Below are 15161 nucleotides of genomic sequence, written 5' to 3'. Positions count from 1 at the left end.
ATGTCGAATGTAGGTTTGGTCATTTGAATATCCTTTTGGGTGTATATTACTCAAATGACACAGATTTATGAACACTACCCATGAATGTTCAGCTTATGCTAGTACAGCTTATGCGGTCACGGGTAATCACTACCATTTGGTGCTGGCATCCAAATTCATCCACGGATAAGGTCTGCTCACCATCCTTGGCTCACATAAGCCCACTCGCCGCTGGCCACTTTATTTGCGCCAACAGGCTCTCGGCAACGCCCAAGTGCAGTGCAATTCTGTAATTCTAAATTCGTGAGTTTAGGATGTGTGTCTATTCCTCGGTGCAGGTTTGCACCTTCCTTAGTTTCAATACAGCTTAAAAAAGACTAGGATCCAGTGGCTTGTCTGTTTTTTTTACCCAGGTTTCGACAGGCCTTGGAGGCCTCGCGCCGCCGCGCAGCAAGGTTAACTGGTGGCCGACAAGCGAGGATGATATCCTTTTTGCTCAGGAATTAGAGTTTTTACTCTAGGGGTGTAGATGAAATTGACCAAATTTGCCTGGTTGCTGTTGTGGCCGCTGGCGGCTCAGCCTGCGCTTGCCGCAGACTATAGTTTTGCCTCGGCCTGGCAACAGTTGCTGGAGGTGAGCGATAAGCTGGCCGCCGAAGGCCAGGAAGTCAGCCGCGCCGAGGCGCAGCAAGAGGCCGGGCGCGACCTTAACCTGCCATCGCTCAACATCAACGGCAGCTATACCAGGCTGGAAAAACCGATAGAGCTGGATCTGCGCGATCTCAATCCTCTCGCCTCTATGGATCCCGCCACTCTGCCGCCGGCCATAGGTGGCATTATCGGCTCGCTTCCCGGCTCCATGTTTGTGACTCCTTTCACCGAGCAGGATGTGTTCCGAGCCAGCTTACAGGCGATGTGGCCGATTTATACCGGTGGCCAGATCTCTGCCGCTCAAGGCATTCAGGCGGCTCAGGTCGCTGAGAAGAAGCAGCAACTGGAGTTGGCACGGCGTGAGCTGTTTACCACACTGGTAGACAGATATTATGCCGTCACTGTGACCCAGGCTTTGGTGCAAACCCAGGCTCAGCTGGTGGCATCGCTGGAAAAGCATTACAGCCACGCTGAAAAACTGGAACAACAGGGGCAGATCGCCAGAGTCGAGCGCCTCAATGCCCAGGTGGCACTGGATCAGGCCAAGGTCGACCTCGGCAGTGCCAAACGCCGCCATGAGATGGCGCTGATAGCCTTGTCACGCCTGCTGCACCAGACTGATATCGCCACCAAGTCGCCGCTGTTTATGGCGCCAAACTCCCCTTCATTGCCGCAATTGACCGAGCTGACGCTGAAGCAGCATCCAGCCTTGCGCTTGTTGGAGGCGAAAGAGACCCAGGCTCAGGGCCTGGTCGATATGGAAAAGGGAAAATACTTCCCCACGGTTTTCCTCTACGCTAACTACACCCTCTATGAAGACGACAGCCTGTTTTCCAAGGTCGAACCCGACTGGATGGTAGGCGTCGGGGTCAAGGTGCCGCTGCTGTCCCGTGATGGTCGCAGTGGCAAGGTGCAGGCGGCCAAGAGCGCCCTGCTGCAGGCCAGATACACCAAGGCACAAACCCGTCAGGATCTCAGCCTGTTGGTGGATCAAAGCTATCGCCAACTGCTGCAGGCCGAAGAGGAGGTTAATGCCTTGAACAGTTCTCTGGCGCTGGCAGAGGAAAACCTCAAGCTGCGGGAATTGGCTTTCAATCAAGGGCTGTCTACCTCCATCGACAGGGTGGATGCCGAGCTCAAACTCAGTGCGGTACGCACCAAGCAGTTGGCGGCTCAATATCGTTATGTTCAGGCCTATGCCCGCTTGATGGCGGTCAGTGGCCAGTTGGATGAATTTATCGGACGCAGTGACAAGCAGGAGATACAGGATGCGGGTTAATCCTTTGGTGGCCATAGTGGCCCTGGTAACCATAGTGGCGGCGCTGGTATATGGGCTGATCCTGGCTTACTCCCCCAAGCCACAGCTGTTGCAGGGGCAGATAGAGGCCAGGGAATACAATGTGTCTTCCAAGGTGCCGGGCCGGGTAGAGCAGGTGTTGGTGCGCCGCGGAGACAGTGTCAGTGAAGGGGATCTGCTGTTTGCCATCGACAGCCCCGAGCTCAATGCCAAACTGATGCAGGCCGAGGGTGGCCGCGATGCCGCCAAGGCGATGCAGCAGGAAGCCGACAGCGGTGCCCGTAAGCAGCAGGTTGCCGCCTCCCGCGAGCAGTGGCTCAAGGCCAAGGCCGCCAGTGAGCTGGCCAAGACCACCTTCGACCGGGTAGAAAACCTGTTCCGCGATGGCGTACTTGCCCGGCAAAAGCGTGATGAAGCCTTTACCCAATATCAGGCCGCCAAGTATACCGAGCAGGCCGCCTATGCCATGTATCAAATGACCGAAGAGGGCGCCCGGGAAGAAACCAAGGCCGCCGCTGCCGGTAATGCCCGGATGGCCGAAGGTGCGGTGAAAGAGGTCAGTGCCATACTCGCCGACAGCCAGATGCGCGCGCCCAAGGGTGGTGAAATCACCGAGGTGCTGTTGCAGGTGGGCGAGCTGGCACCCAGTGGCTTTCCTGTGGTCAGTTTGGTGGATATGACAGATGCCTGGGCCGTGTTTCAGGTGCGTGAGGATCAGCTCAAGCAGTTCAAGAAGGGCGAACGTATGACCCTGACACTGCCGGCGCTGCAACGTAGTGTCGAGTTTGAGGTCAGCCACATCAGCGTGCTGGGCGACTTCGCCACCTGGCGGGCGACCGAGAGTGGTCACGACTTTGATATGCGTACCTTTGAAGTGGAGCTCAGGCCGCTTGAGCCGGTGGCCGATCTGCGGGTGGGCATGTCAGTATTACTTGAAAAGTCTTGATTATGAAGAGGTTGCTTCGGCGAGAGTGGCAGGCTGTCTGGCGCGATCCCTGGCAGCTGGCACTGATAAGCTATCTGCCGCTTATCGGTGTGCTCTGTCTTTGGTGGTTGTTTTCCGCCGGGTTGCCCAGGCAGTTGCCGGTGGCGCTGGTGGATCAAGACAACTCCAGCCTCAGTCGTGAGCTTGGGCGTCATCTTGAGGCTAATCCTGTCACCGCCCCCAGGCGCTATCTGGCGCTGGACGAGGCGGTCGAGGCGATGCGCCGCGGCGAGGTCTATGCCTTGGTCATCTTGCCCTATGGTTTGAAGCAGGAACTGCTGACCGGGCACACTCCCACCATAGACCTGCGCTACAACGGCCAGTTTTTGCTGGTGGGCAAACTGCTGGCCAGTCAGTTGCAACTGACCCTGGCCGATGGTTTGCAGCAGGTGGCCAGGCTCAAGCAGCTGGCGGCCGGTGTCAACCCGTCCCAGGTTGAGGTGCACCTCAGCCCTGTCAGCACCCAAACCACGGCGCTGTTCAACCGCAATAACAACTATGTCGGCTTCCTGGTGCCACCTGTGCTGATAGCTCTGTGGCAACTGCTGGCCATGTTGGCTTTTGCCGGCAGTCTCAACCGTGAGCTGCGCCAGGATACCTTGGGCGAATGCTTCCGCCTGGGTATGCCCTCTGTGCTTTTGAGTAAGTTTATGGTCAACGGCGCCTTTATGCTGTTGCACGGCGGCTTTATTTTGGTGCTGTTGTATCAACTGCTGGGGCTGCCGATAGCCGGGCAACTCCTGTGGCTGCTGCCGATGCAGATCTTAATGTTGATGGCGGTCTGGCTCTGGGTGCAGGGGATTTTCTTTATGCTGGCCGACAGCGCCAGGGTGATCAGCTTTTGCACTGCGCTGTTTGCACCCGCCTTTGCCTTTATGGGCATTACCTTCCCGACCGGAGAAATGCCACTGCTGGCGCAGTGGTGGCGTCTGTTGATGCCATCAAGCCACTATATAGAGTCTCATGTTGCTCTGGTGAGCTATGGCGCCGGGCCGGCCTGCTTGCTGCCTCAGGCGCTGGGTTATCTCGGCTTTCTGCTGCTGTTGATCCCCAGTTGGTTCTTTGCCCGTCGTTATGCCAGGGTGCTGCAGTCGCAGTTGCCGCTTGAGGAGACGTTATGACAGCCAAGCCCCTCTCGTTATGGCAGTTGATCTGGCTGGATTTACGCGCCTTGGTGCGTGACAAGGCGATCTCTTTGACCCTGTTTGGCGGCGTGCTCTTCTATGCCGTGCTCTATCCCTTGCCTTATCTGCATCAGGTGCCCACAGAGCAGCAGTTGGTGGTGGTGGATCACGATAACTCCTCGCTGTCACGGCGGCTTATCCGTCACGCCGATGCCAGTGCCCGTATCCAGGTTGTCGGTCGGGTCGGCTCCATCGACGAAGCCAAGGCCTGGGTCACCGATGGCCGCGCCCATGGTTTATTGGTGATCCCGTTTGATTTTCGCCGCGATCTGTTGCTGGGACGGGGCGCGACTTTGAGCTTCGGCGGTGATGCCAGTTACTTCCTGATCTATTCCGCTGTGGTAGAAGGTTTGGTGAGTGCCGGTATGGATGCCGGCAAGCAGATCCAGCTCAAGGGACTATTGGCCTCGGGCCAGAGCCCTGAGGCCGCGGCCCAGAGTCTGGCGCCGATTAAACTCAATGCCGTGCCCGCATTCAATAAAGGTTTGGGTTATACCCCCTATGTGGTGCCAGGATTGTTTCTGCTGATTTTGCACCAGACCTTGCTGATAGGCACAGGCATACTCGGCGCAGGTCAGTGGCGCCAGCCGGGCTATTGGAACCGGGTTAGCCCCTTGATGCTGGTCAGTGCTCGGGTGTTGGCCTTCGGCTTGCTCTATTGCCTGTTCAGTGCGCTCTATATTGGCTGGTGTTATTACTTCTATCAGGTGAGTCTGCAGGCGAGTCTTGGTCAGGTATTGTTGCTGATGTTGCCTTTCCTGCTGACCACGGCCAGCGCCGGGGTAGCGCTCAGCTGCCTGTTTGTCAGGCGCGAGTTGCCGACCCAGATCCTGCTGCTGGTATCCATGCCCATCCTGTTTGTCAGTGGCTTTGTCTGGCCCTTGGCACTGATCCCTGAGCCCTTGGTATGGCTGTCGCAGGTGATCCCGGCTGTGCCGGCGATTATGGGAATGCTGCAGCTGAACCAGATGGGAGCCGATTGGGCGGTTATTGCCCCCAAATGGTTACAGCTCTGGGGGCTATTGTTGCTGTTCTTCCCTCTGGCGGTTTGGGGCGTTAGTTGGCGTCGGCGTCAACTGGCAGCAGCGGCAAACTGACTCTTTCCAACACGCCACTGGCCTTAGCCAACACCAGCCCATAGTTGGTGATGGCGACGCCGCGGCGGCGACATTCGAGAATGCGCCGCTGCATCTCCGCCCGCCCCAACATACAGGCGCCGCAGTGCACTACCAGTTTGTAGTGTTCCAAATCGGCCGGAAAGTCATGGCCGGCACAGACGCTGAACTGCAACTGTTTGCCGGTCAATTTGCCGATGGCCGCCGGGATCTTTACTCTACCTATATCTTCATCCTGCACCTCATGGCTACAGGCCTCGGCGATCAGTACCCGATCGCCATCCTCGAGCCTTTCGAGCATCTCGGCGCCTTGCAGCTGGGCCGGTAGATCGCCCTTGGCCCGGGCAAACAGGGTGGAGAAGGTGGTCAGCGGAATGCTGTCGGGTACCTGAGCGGCCACTTGTCTCACCGCCTGGGCATCGGTCACAACCAGCGCCGGTGGCGTTGGCATGGCGGCCAAGGCCGTGGCCAGCTCAGACTCACAGCAGATGCTGGCGATGGCACCGTTATCCAGCGCTTCTCTGAGAACCTGCACCTGAGGCAAAATCAATCTGCCTTTGGGGGCAGCCGAATCCATCGGGGCGACCAGCAGCAGTTGCTCTCCGGTGCTGTAACAGTCGGCGGCCAGCACGGGGTCGCAACGAAAATCTTCCGGTACCAGTTGAACCAGTTGCTCGACCATGTCTTCCCGGTGTTTTGCCTCTTGGGTCGACAGGCATAAGAACTTGATGCCTTGGTCGTTGAGCCAGTGCTGATGCTCCGCGGGCAACGGCGCCAGATCTTGCTTGTTCGCTACCACCAGGATTGGCAGCTGCCAGCTTTGCAGCAGTAACAGCCAGTCGCGATCAAACTCATTCAACCCCTGTTCATCCAGCACATAGACGGCGATATCGGCCTGTTGCAACGCCCGGCGACTGGCGGCTATTCGCTGTAATCCCAGGGCGCCGGTATCGTCCAGTCCGGCGGTATCTATCAGGGTAGCCGGGCCGACCGGATGCAGCTCAAAGGGCTTGCGCACCGCATCTGTCGTGGTGCCCTTGGTCTCAGAGACTATGGCACTCTGCTGGTTGGATAAGTAATTGAGCAGGGAGGATTTCCCGGCGTTGCGACGACCACACAATACTATGTGCAGTCTGACTCCGCGGGGGGCTGCATTGGGGGCCGAATTACACATTAATTTGTCTCCTGGCGTTGCCTCTGTCCGCAGAGCAATGCAAGCCGCGGGCTTTGAGGCTGAGTTTGATATCGGCGAGACGCTGTTCCAGCGGGCAGCCGGAGGCATTTTTGCCGGGGTAAATAAGGTATTTACTGCTGTCTTTCTGTGGTGTGAACGAGGGCATAAGCACATTGCAGCCGCGGCTCAGGGAGTCGAGCCTAGCGCCGCTTTGCAGGGCATCCAGGGCGCTGGTGGCCGGTATGTTGGCACCGGGGTTAAGCAATCTGAGTATGGCGCAGGCCCGTTGGCACTCAAGCACATTGCCATTGGCCGTGTTTGCCAGCGGGGTTTGTGGATGACTGACGAAGGGGCCGACCGCCAACATCTCCAGTTCCATGGCTGAGAGCGCCAACAGGGCGTCAGCCAGGGCATCGCTCTTGCTACCCGGCAGGCCACAGATAATGCCGCTACCTGTCTCATAACCCAGGCTCTTGAGGGTTTCCAGTAGCTTTAGGCGTTTGTCCAGCACTCTTCCCGGACGCAGGCGGCTATAGAGCTCGGCATCCAGGGTTTCCAGTTTCAACAGATAGCGGTCGGCGCCGGCTTCGCGCCAGAGTGCCAGTTCACTGTGGCTGCGTTCACCCAAAGATAGCGTGATGGCCAACTGGCTTTGCTGTTTGATGGTGCTGAGGATGCGGCTTATGCCCTCCTGGCGAAAACGGCTGTCTTCACCGGATTGCAGCACCAGTGTGCCGATGCCGGCTTTATCTACTTTGAGGGCCGAGTCGATGATTTCCTGGTGGCTGAGCCGGTAACGCTCAATGTCGCGATTGGCGGCTCTCAGGCCACAGTAGTGACAGTCGCAGCGGCAATAACTGGAAAACTCCACTATGCCTCTGAGCCAGATCTCTTTGCCAAAGTACTGGCGCTTGACCTCATCGGCACGGGCAAACAGCCAGTCATCAGCTTCGCCGCAGAGCAAGGCTCTGATTTCTGCTGAATCCAGATTTTCGGCCGGTTTCATGCCTGGGCTCCTGCCTGTTTCAGCACTTGTGCCAGCTCATCGGCGTAGCGATATAACGCCTGTTGCCAAGGCGTGGCAGCGACCTTGGTGCGGCCTTGCATTCTTTGCCATAGGCCTGCCGGTGGCAGCCCCAGCTCGCGGCTGTCCAACTTGAGCCACAATCCCAAAGGCGCCAGATGTGGACTATGGGCATAGTGGCCGACAAACAGTTGATCATCGAGCAATAGCAGCGGCGCGCTGGCGGCCAGCTTACTGCTGACTGCTGTCACCTGCTCAGGCCAGGAGGAGGCGAGTTGCTTGCTCCAATGCTGAGACACCCGGTATTCCTCGAGGATTTCCATCTCGGTGGACTCAGGACGCAACATTTTGCCAAACGCCAGCCCGGCTTCGCTTTCCAGTTCTTGCGTCACTATCAACAGCTGCGACAGCTGGCGGCTTTGCAGTCTTTGTCGCAGCAGCTGATCTATCGTCCCTTCACTGAAATTGGCATAGTGGCCAGCATGCAGGGCCACTCGCCGGGCGCGGCTCAGTGCCGATTTCAGCTGTTGTTTTGGCAGCCCGGCATAGAGACGGCAGCCGGGTGCCAGTACCAGGGTACGACCTTTCACAGATAGATGTCCCTCTCGCCCGCATCGGTGCGCGTGAGGCAAGCCTCGATATTACGTCTTCTGGCGGGGCTGAGTTTATCCAGCTCGGCGGCTATCAGTGCCTCACCGGCTTTGCGGGTCTGCTCGCTGGCGTAGTCGTTGAGGTATTCCTTGAAGGTGATCAGGGCATTGGGTTGGCAGAATTTGCCAATAAACTGCTGCTTGGCCAGGCCGATAAAGTGATCGCCGGTACGACCCTTACGGTAACAGCCGGTGCAGAATGAGGGGATGGAATGGCTATGCTTGACCAGATCCAATACCACTTCATCCATGCTGCGGTGATCGCCCAGGCTAAATTGGGCTGCATCGTCTTCCTGGTTGTAGCCACCTGGGGTGGTCCGTGAGCCGGCACTGATCTGTGAAACCCCCAGGCTCAGGAGTTCACGTCTGAGTTCGGCATTTTCACGGGTGCTCATAATCAGCCCTGTGTAGGGCACTGCCAGGCGGGTAATGGCTACCAGGCGCTTGAAAGTGGCGTCATCGACGACATAGGGAGGCTGCTCCGACAAGCTGGAGCCATCGGCGGGTTCAATCCGCGGGAAGGAGATGGTATGCGGGCCTATGCCGCAATCCTGCTCCAGTTGCTGTACATGTGCGAGCATGGCCAGCAGCTCGAATCTGTGGTCATAGAGACCAAACAGTACGCCAATGCCCACATCGTCGATACCGGCTTCCATGGCTCTGTGCATGGCGTAGAGGCGGTAGAGGAAGTCCTTCTTGCGGCCCTTGAGGTGCACCTGTTCGTAGGTCGTTCTGTGGTAGCTTTCCTGAAAACACTGATAGGTGCCTATGGCGGCTGTTTTCAGCAGCTTGAAGTCTTCTGTGTCCATGGGGGCGCAGTTGACATTGATGCGGCGGATCTCACCACCTTTGCCTTTGCGCACGCTGTACATGGTCTTGATAGAGTCGACTATGGCGCGGGCGTTATTGCGCGGGTGTTCACCGTAGACCGCCAGGATCCGTTTGTGGCCCATATCTTCCAGGGTTTCCACTTCGGCGATCAGCTCCTGCTCGCTCAGGGTCTTGCGTGGCAAGTCATGGTTGTCGGCGCTGAAGCCGCAATAACTGCAGGCGTTGGCGCAATAGTTGGAAACATACAGGGGAGCGAACAGTACAATGCGATTGCCATAGATGGCATCTTTGATGCCACGGGCAACGGCAAACAGCTCTTCGTCTACAGTGGCGTCCTGGTTTTGCAGTAAAACCGCCACTTCCTCCAGTGTCAGCCCCTGCAAACTGCGGGCTTTTTCCAACACCTGACGTACGATTTCTTTGTCGGGTTGTTGATTATTGTTGAGCAACGACCAGATGGCGTCATCATCAATAAAATTCACGGCGGGGTTATAGTCTTTGACTTGAATCGTCTCGGCATGGCCCGATACAAGCGGGTCTGATATCAAAGGGCCTGACATCTGTGGCTCTCCTGTGAAAAAAGGAGCACAGTCACACTGCGCTCCTTGGAATTTGAAGAAGGGGAGGGTTACTCGGCGTGCTTGGTAGAGACCGGAACGACCTCCTCCTGTACCCATAGTGGCGTGTATTCGGCGGCGTCGTGATAAGGCACTTTACCGTGCAACATCATTGCCTTGAAGTCGTCGAAGCGGTAAACCGCCAGGAACAGGTGCACGGGCAAAAATGCTGTCAGTAACAGGCCACAACCCAGGTGGATCATGCCCAGCAACCAAGCGGTATCACGTGGGATTGCATAGGGAATCAGCCACAGCGCCAGACCTGTGATAATCAGTGCAGTACCGCCGAGCAGAACGCAAACCCCGAAAAGCTTCTGTCCTGAGTTGTACTTACGCATAGGAGGTACGGCAACTTTCTTGCCCAGCAAAAACTTCTGTGGATAGCCACCGAGTACCTTAAACCAGCCTACATCGTTGCCACCGAAGGTGAACACCCGGTTGGTGAACAGCACGACACGGTCGAATGCCATCAGGGTGAAAGCCACCGCATCCAGCGCCATAATGACACCGGCAACAATATGAATGTCATAGGTCAGCCCCATCGCGCTGTCGCTCAAGGGTTTAAAGAACAACAATAGCCCGGTAGCCGCCAGTGGCAGGAAGCTCAGCAGCAAGATGTAGTGGAACACCCGAACATTCAGCGGGTGCTTGAGAATGGGACGATTGTCCTGATGCATAGCCGACTCCTTAGGATTTCAGTTTAGTGCGATCGACAAAATGGGTATGCAGCAACTCGTGGGACAGATGTCCCAAGGGCTCACCGCCAAATTCGCTGTAATAGCGGGCAATGGCTGGGTTGGCATGGCTGACACGGTACTTGGCGATGGCATCATCCATGTAGAGGGCATCGGCCCTGGCCTTGATGTATTCGTTGCGCTTGGCTATACGGCTGCCGAGCCAGCCCACAGGCAGGGCCAGTAGCGCCAGAATCGCAGCACCCACAGCCATGAAACGGCGCCGAGACAACAGAAAACCATCTTCGGTAAATTGATACTTGTCTGTCATGAGCAACTCCTTACAGTTGGGCAACCCAGGATGTGCCTGAGCCGTTGATAGGTTGACCGCCACCGTTGACACAACCACCGGCGCAGTTCATCACTTCGATAAAGTGGTAGGGGGACGTGCCGGCCATCACCTGTTCCAGCAAGGGGCGGATATTGCGGCCCATGTCGTGCACCACGGCGACTTTCAGCTGCACATCTTGCTTAAGTTGTTGGTCATGAATGGTGAGTTCGGCTTCCTTGACGCCTTCCAGACCGCGCACAGGTGTCAGTTCCAACTTGGCCAGTTCTTCGCCTGTGAGTACCTTGTGAGCTGTACGCACCGCGGCTTCCATCACGCCGCCTGTGTTACCGAAAATGGTGCCGGCCCCTGTGTATTGGGAAAACAGGCTATCACCCTTATATTCGGCCACATCCGGCAGATGGATATCGAGGCGCTTGAGCAGCTCGGCCATCTCGCGGGTAGTCAGCACAGCATCCACATCGGCGTAAGGTGCGGCATCGTTGCCATGTTGTTGGTGGAATTGCCAGGCTGATTTGAACTCTGGACGTGATGCTTCGAGTTTTTTCGAGGTGCAGGGCATCACTGCCACTGTGAAGATCTTTTCCGGAGCCATCTCATACACCTTGGCGCCATAGGTCTTGGCGACAGTCCCTGCCATCTGCTGCGGTGATTTGGCGGTGGAAAGATGTGGCAACAGGCTAGGGTATTCGTTTTCCAGGAAGCGAACCCAGCCCGGGCAGCAGGAGGTGAACTGCGGCAGTTTGCCGGCGCCTGGTTCCTGGCGCACATTGGCATGCAGCCTGTGAATGAACTCAGAACCTTCCTCCATAATGGTCAGGTCAGCGGCGAAGTTACAGTCGAAAATTTTAAATCCCGCTTGGTGCATGGCGCCATAGAGTTTATTGGTCAGCAGTTGCCCCTTGGGCAGATTGAAGGCTTCACCTATGGCAACCCGTACCGCCGGTGCCAGAATGCCGACCACTTCAGTGTTGGGATCCTGGAGCTTGGTTAATACAGTATCCAAGGCACTCTGGGTTTCATGAATGGCACCGAACGGACAGTTGATCAAACACTGGCCGCAGCTCAGGCAACGCTCTTCATCAATCTTATGGGGGGCACCGGATGCGCCCTCAATAGCATGGGTGGGACAGAATTGTTTGCAGGCGTCACACCCTTTGCATTTGAGCGCATCTATCTGGATCAGTCCGCGGATCTCTCCTGGCTGATAGCTGGTTGCTGTCATGGCAATGCGTTCCTTTTTACGTGAGAATGTTCTTATTTTATAATTGCTTATGTAAAAGCTATACCCCTTGGGAAAGGGCGGAAGGATTATAGGAAATAGCTGGCAGCTATCTGTGATCCAAAGCAGAACAAATTGGAGATTTCACAAATTTTTACATGAAATATGATGAAATTAGCCAGTGAAACAGGGGCATGGGACTTTTTGACTTAGGCCCTGTTTCAGTTAATTTCACAGGTGTGACGCGGGATAACACGGATATATCTAGTTGGGATGAGTGTTAGAAATAGAGGTTTTCGACTGTTTTACCGTCAACCAGAATCTCACACTTGTCACCATTGCTGGATTTTGAGGATTGTACCGCGCTGGCAATAATGCCAAATGCGCCGCCTTGACTGCCGAGTACAGACCCAAAGTAGCACTTGCCATCGATTTCCATCTCTTGATAACGACCACCCAGATTTTGGGTTGGAGTATAAGGTGGGAAGGTGCCACGCATTATGGGGTCACCATTGACTGTCAGTTCCAGTTTCTTCTTATCGGAAAAGTAGCGTCCACCGAGCTTCAGCGTTTGGCCTTTCACTTCGACGGTTTTTTCCTGGGCTATGATGGGTTGCGGGGTTGAACTACAGCCTGCCAGCAGAGCGCCGGCGCAAGCTAGTGAGGCAAGGGTCAATTTACGCATTAATCCGTCCTTTGTTGGATTGTAAGGTATTACTTTTCCGTGTTATCCGCGCCGGATTATAACTTCTTGGCAACAAAGAACGCCAGCATCCTGGTTTAATTCCTTTTACCAAGTTGATCATTTTGATGAGCGTTGTTTTCATAACAAGGCATGCAACTGTTAGGGAAGGTGCGAATCAAGGTACCGCTTGCTTTGGCTAATACATGCTCCTGATAACACTTGAGCTGTAAACTTAAACAAATTGCGAGAGGGGGCGGGATTTTGCTTTGCCAGATAAAAAGAAAGGATCGAGTATTTCTCCGCTCGATCCCCATTATTCCGACCAAATATCCATCTAGATATCACTGTTAATGCTCATCTGAACATTACATAGAGCCGGCTTTGGAGTCTGAAAACGGCAGTAATAAGGCATTAGGTACGACAATAACCAGCAGACTCGTTACGGTATCAGTTGATTGTCGGTGCTGATTTTTTATTGTGCAGCACTTCCAACATTCTATCTTCCAACTGGAAGCGGGTCTCCAGGGCGTGCACCAATTCGGCGAGATCTTTATCCAGTTGATAGAGTAGATCGTCGCTTTCCAGCTCGGAGTATTTATCACTGAAGTCCAGAGCTTGATCTGTCGTCTCGACAATCTTGGGCAGTAATTGCTGTGCCAGTGCCTTGTTCGATTGCCCTTGTTCGTCACAGGCATCGACGACTCTATTGAAGACCTCGAAATGACCTTCTGAAACGTAATCCACCAACAGATTACAGAAGCCGCGAACCTGATCGACGCAGGGCAGGGACTTGTCACGGTTTTCATAGGGGGCCAGTCCGGCTAATTTGCAGTAATAAACCAGCAATTTCCTGCGGTTATTCAACCATTGATCCACCAAAGCATTGGCTCCGCCCCATTTTTGCTCGGCCTGTTCAAGTTGTTTCAGCATGATCTTCTCATCCTTATCGCCGCACCTGTACCTAATTTAGGTGACAAGTTAACCAGTGATCAACTCTTTTCGGCGTGTAAATGGTTTTTTTACTCATGGACAAACCAGTTGTTTTGTATACAAAAACAACTCAAATGTTAAATTGTGTATCCGGATGCGGATTGGAAAATAAAAAGCCCAGCGGTAGAAACTACAGCTGGGCGAGGAAAGTTTTAACGGGCTCGATGTGACGAGCTTCTTGATTGTTCTTGCTAGCGCAGACTTTTTATACCAAAGGGTGGGAACCTGTGCAACTTTTTTCTGTCATAAGACGTTCGGCTGACGCCTGGATCTTTATACTTTTGTTGTAAAAATGTGAGCTGGCGCAATTGCGTTGCCGTGTCTCGCGGCGCATTAAGTCTGTGGTGGCCGTGTCGTTAGTCTCTATCGTCAATTCGGTCATAAATTTGTCCATTTCAGTTGCCCAATAAAGCTTGGATGGGGTCAAACTCTTCTCCGGAATGGTATTTATCCATGCCTCTGGTCACATAAATACTCAGACACAGGTTACAATGCAGCCGCAAATGCTAAACTAGCGAACCAGCAGATCTCAATCGGAGTAGGAATAAGCCCAATGGCAGAATTAAAAAACGATCGTTATTTACGTGCGCTGCTCAAGCAACCTGTTGATGTTACACCAGTTTGGATGATGCGCCAGGCTGGCCGCTATCTGCCAGAATATCGCGCTACCCGCGCCGAGGCCGGTGACTTTATGGCGCTGTGCCGTAATGCCGAGCTGGCTTGTGAAGTTACCCTGCAGCCGCTGCGTCGTTTTGAATTGGATGCGGCAATCCTGTTTTCCGATATTTTGACTGTGCCTGATGCCATGGGTTTGGGCCTGTATTTTGAAGCAGGTGAGGGGCCTCGCTTTGAACGCCCAACCGATACCATTGACGCCATCAAGAAACTGGCTATTCCGGATCCGGAAGATGAGCTCGGTTATGTGATGAAAGCCGTTAGCACCATTCGCCGCGAACTCAAGGGCGAAGTACCGCTAATAGGTTTTTCTGGTTCACCTTGGACACTGGCTACCTATATGGTTGAAGGTGGTTCCAGCAAGGCCTTCGAAAAGATCAAGCGGATGATGTATGCCGAGCCTGCAGCATTGCACATGTTGCTGGACAAGCTGGCCGACTCAGTGACCCTTTATCTGAACGCCCAGATCGCCAATGGTGCACAAGCCGTGATGATCTTTGACTCTTGGGGTGGGGCGCTGTCACATGCGGCTTATCGTGAATTCTCCCTGCGTTATATGCAGAAGATCATCGATGGTTTGAACCGTCATGCCGAAGGTCGTCAGGTTCCTGTAACCCTGTTTACCAAGGGCGGTGGTCTATGGCTTGAAGCTATGGCTGAGACAGGTTGTGATGCCCTTGGGCTGGATTGGACCATAGACATAGGCGATGCCCGTAAGCGTGTCGGCGATAAGGTTGCCCTGCAGGGCAATATGGATCCTTCGACTCTGTACGCATCGCCTGAGCGTATTCATGAAGAAGTGGCGCAGATCCTGGCCAGCTATGGTCAAGGTACAGGCCATGTATTCAACCTGGGTCATGGTATCCACCAGCACGTGGATCCTGAGCATGCCGGTGCCTTCGTTAAGTCGGTACATGAGCTGTCTGCCCAGTATCACAAGTAAGTTAGTATTCGTTCAGCAAAAAGGCTCGCATTGCGGCAACGTAGATCAGATAAGGATCGGTTGACCGATCCTCCTGATGAGAGACAATCGGAAACCTGTTTGTAGGTTTCCGATTT

14 protein-coding genes are annotated in these 15161 nt (G+C 54.8%); 5 read left to right on the top strand and 9 right to left on the bottom strand.

The genetic code is table 11. The features are described from left to right. Nucleotides 1-508 precede the first annotated feature (508 nt). From CX650_RS14630 to CX650_RS14615, 4 genes are read left to right on the top strand one after another with little or no spacing between them, the layout of a single operon-like run. Complete coding sequence (locus CX650_RS14630) at nt 509-1909, top strand: TolC family protein (RefSeq protein ID WP_101096223.1); 1401 nt, start codon at nt 509-511, stop codon at nt 1907-1909. Further along, nucleotides 1899-2873 carry an HlyD family secretion protein gene (locus CX650_RS14625; protein ID WP_028781331.1) on the top strand — a complete coding sequence of 325 codons (975 nt, stop codon included), beginning with the start codon at nt 1899-1901 and terminating at the stop codon, nt 2871-2873. Before CX650_RS14630 ends, CX650_RS14625 begins: the two co-directional genes overlap by 11 nt. 2 nt (nt 2874-2875) lie before the next feature. Further along, complete coding sequence (locus CX650_RS14620; protein ID WP_101096222.1) at nt 2876-4033, top strand: ABC transporter permease; 1158 nt, start codon at nt 2876-2878, stop codon at nt 4031-4033. Next, on the top strand, nt 4030-5193 hold the full coding sequence (locus tag CX650_RS14615) for an ABC transporter permease (RefSeq protein ID WP_025888289.1): 1164 nt from the start codon (nt 4030-4032) through the stop codon (nt 5191-5193). The genes CX650_RS14620 and CX650_RS14615 overlap by 4 nt, the downstream gene beginning before the upstream one ends. On the opposite strand, the gene hydF is transcribed toward CX650_RS14615, so the two are convergent. The 9 genes from hydF to CX650_RS14570 form a co-directional block, all read right to left on the bottom strand. After that, nucleotides 5153-6385 (bottom strand): [FeFe] hydrogenase H-cluster maturation GTPase HydF, encoded by a 1233-nt coding sequence (gene hydF / locus CX650_RS14610; protein ID WP_101096221.1) that lies wholly within the window; start codon nt 6383-6385, stop codon nt 5153-5155. The two genes, CX650_RS14615 and hydF, sit on opposite strands and share 41 nt — an antisense overlap. Continuing rightward, on the bottom strand, nt 6378-7391 hold the full coding sequence (gene hydE, locus CX650_RS14605) for a [FeFe] hydrogenase H-cluster radical SAM maturase HydE (protein ID WP_101096220.1): 1014 nt from the start codon (nt 7389-7391) through the stop codon (nt 6378-6380). Before hydE ends, hydF begins: the two co-directional genes overlap by 8 nt. Further along, entirely contained in the window at nt 7388-7999 is a 612-nt protein-coding gene (locus CX650_RS14600) for a hypothetical protein (RefSeq protein WP_071476152.1), read from the bottom strand. The genes hydE and CX650_RS14600 overlap by 4 nt, the downstream gene beginning before the upstream one ends. Next, entirely contained in the window at nt 7996-9450 is a 1455-nt protein-coding gene (hydG, locus tag CX650_RS14595) for a [FeFe] hydrogenase H-cluster radical SAM maturase HydG (RefSeq protein WP_101096219.1), read from the bottom strand. Before hydG ends, CX650_RS14600 begins: the two co-directional genes overlap by 4 nt. Nucleotides 9451-9518: 68 nt before the next feature. Continuing rightward, entirely contained in the window at nt 9519-10184 is a 666-nt protein-coding gene (locus CX650_RS14590) for a cytochrome b/b6 domain-containing protein (protein WP_101096218.1), read from the bottom strand. 10 nt (nt 10185-10194) lie between these two features. Further along, entirely contained in the window at nt 10195-10512 is a 318-nt protein-coding gene (locus CX650_RS14585) for an iron hydrogenase small subunit (RefSeq protein WP_044735281.1), read from the bottom strand. Between the two features lie 10 nt (nt 10513-10522). Next, nucleotides 10523-11755: a [FeFe] hydrogenase, group A gene (locus CX650_RS14580; RefSeq protein WP_101096217.1), complete on the bottom strand. Its 1233-nt coding sequence runs from the start codon at nt 11753-11755 to the stop codon at nt 10523-10525. Nucleotides 11756-12032: 277 nt separating this feature from the next. Next, nucleotides 12033-12437 carry a YajG family lipoprotein gene (locus tag CX650_RS14575; protein ID WP_039034843.1) on the bottom strand — a complete coding sequence of 135 codons (405 nt, stop codon included), beginning with the start codon at nt 12435-12437 and terminating at the stop codon, nt 12033-12035. A 447-nt stretch (nt 12438-12884) separates the two neighbouring features. After that, on the bottom strand, nt 12885-13367 hold the full coding sequence (locus CX650_RS14570; RefSeq protein WP_039034842.1) for an Rsd/AlgQ family anti-sigma factor: 483 nt from the start codon (nt 13365-13367) through the stop codon (nt 12885-12887). 613 nt (nt 13368-13980) lie between these two features. Here CX650_RS14570 and hemE point away from each other — a divergent pair. Beyond that, nucleotides 13981-15045 (top strand): uroporphyrinogen decarboxylase, encoded by a 1065-nt coding sequence (gene hemE / locus CX650_RS14565; RefSeq protein WP_039034841.1) that lies wholly within the window; start codon nt 13981-13983, stop codon nt 15043-15045. Nucleotides 15046-15161 lie beyond the last annotated feature (116 nt).

Source organism: Shewanella indica (assembly GCF_002836975.1).
In the GTDB taxonomy this organism is placed as follows: Bacteria; Pseudomonadota; Gammaproteobacteria; order Enterobacterales; family Shewanellaceae; genus Shewanella; species Shewanella indica.
Note: the sequence above shows the minus strand (reverse complement) of the source record. Positions and strands in the feature narration are given on the sequence as shown.

What these genes read in the sequence shown, in the direction of transcription:
- CX650_RS14630 (WP_101096223.1), top strand. Translation starts at nt 509, where the DNA reads ATGAAATTGACCAAATTTGCCTGGTTGCTGTTGTGGCCGCTGGCGGCT.
- CX650_RS14625 (WP_028781331.1), top strand. Translation starts at nt 1,899, where the DNA reads ATGCGGGTTAATCCTTTGGTGGCCATAGTGGCCCTGGTAACCATAGTG.
- CX650_RS14620 (WP_101096222.1), top strand. Translation starts at nt 2,876, where the DNA reads ATGAAGAGGTTGCTTCGGCGAGAGTGGCAGGCTGTCTGGCGCGATCCC.
- CX650_RS14615 (WP_025888289.1), top strand. Translation starts at nt 4,030, where the DNA reads ATGACAGCCAAGCCCCTCTCGTTATGGCAGTTGATCTGGCTGGATTTA.
- hydF (WP_101096221.1), bottom strand. Translation starts at nt 6,385, where the DNA reads ATGTGTAATTCGGCCCCCAATGCAGCCCCCCGCGGAGTCAGACTGCAC.
- hydE (WP_101096220.1), bottom strand. Translation starts at nt 7,391, where the DNA reads ATGAAACCGGCCGAAAATCTGGATTCAGCAGAAATCAGAGCCTTGCTC.
- hydG (WP_101096219.1), bottom strand. Translation starts at nt 9,450, where the DNA reads ATGTCAGGCCCTTTGATATCAGACCCGCTTGTATCGGGCCATGCCGAG.
- CX650_RS14590 (WP_101096218.1), bottom strand. Translation starts at nt 10,184, where the DNA reads ATGCATCAGGACAATCGTCCCATTCTCAAGCACCCGCTGAATGTTCGG.
- CX650_RS14585 (WP_044735281.1), bottom strand. Translation starts at nt 10,512, where the DNA reads ATGACAGACAAGTATCAATTTACCGAAGATGGTTTTCTGTTGTCTCGG.
- CX650_RS14580 (WP_101096217.1), bottom strand. Translation starts at nt 11,755, where the DNA reads ATGACAGCAACCAGCTATCAGCCAGGAGAGATCCGCGGACTGATCCAG.
- CX650_RS14575 (WP_039034843.1), bottom strand. Translation starts at nt 12,437, where the DNA reads ATGCGTAAATTGACCCTTGCCTCACTAGCTTGCGCCGGCGCTCTGCTG.
- CX650_RS14570 (WP_039034842.1), bottom strand. Translation starts at nt 13,367, where the DNA reads ATGCTGAAACAACTTGAACAGGCCGAGCAAAAATGGGGCGGAGCCAAT.
- hemE (WP_039034841.1), top strand. Translation starts at nt 13,981, where the DNA reads ATGGCAGAATTAAAAAACGATCGTTATTTACGTGCGCTGCTCAAGCAA.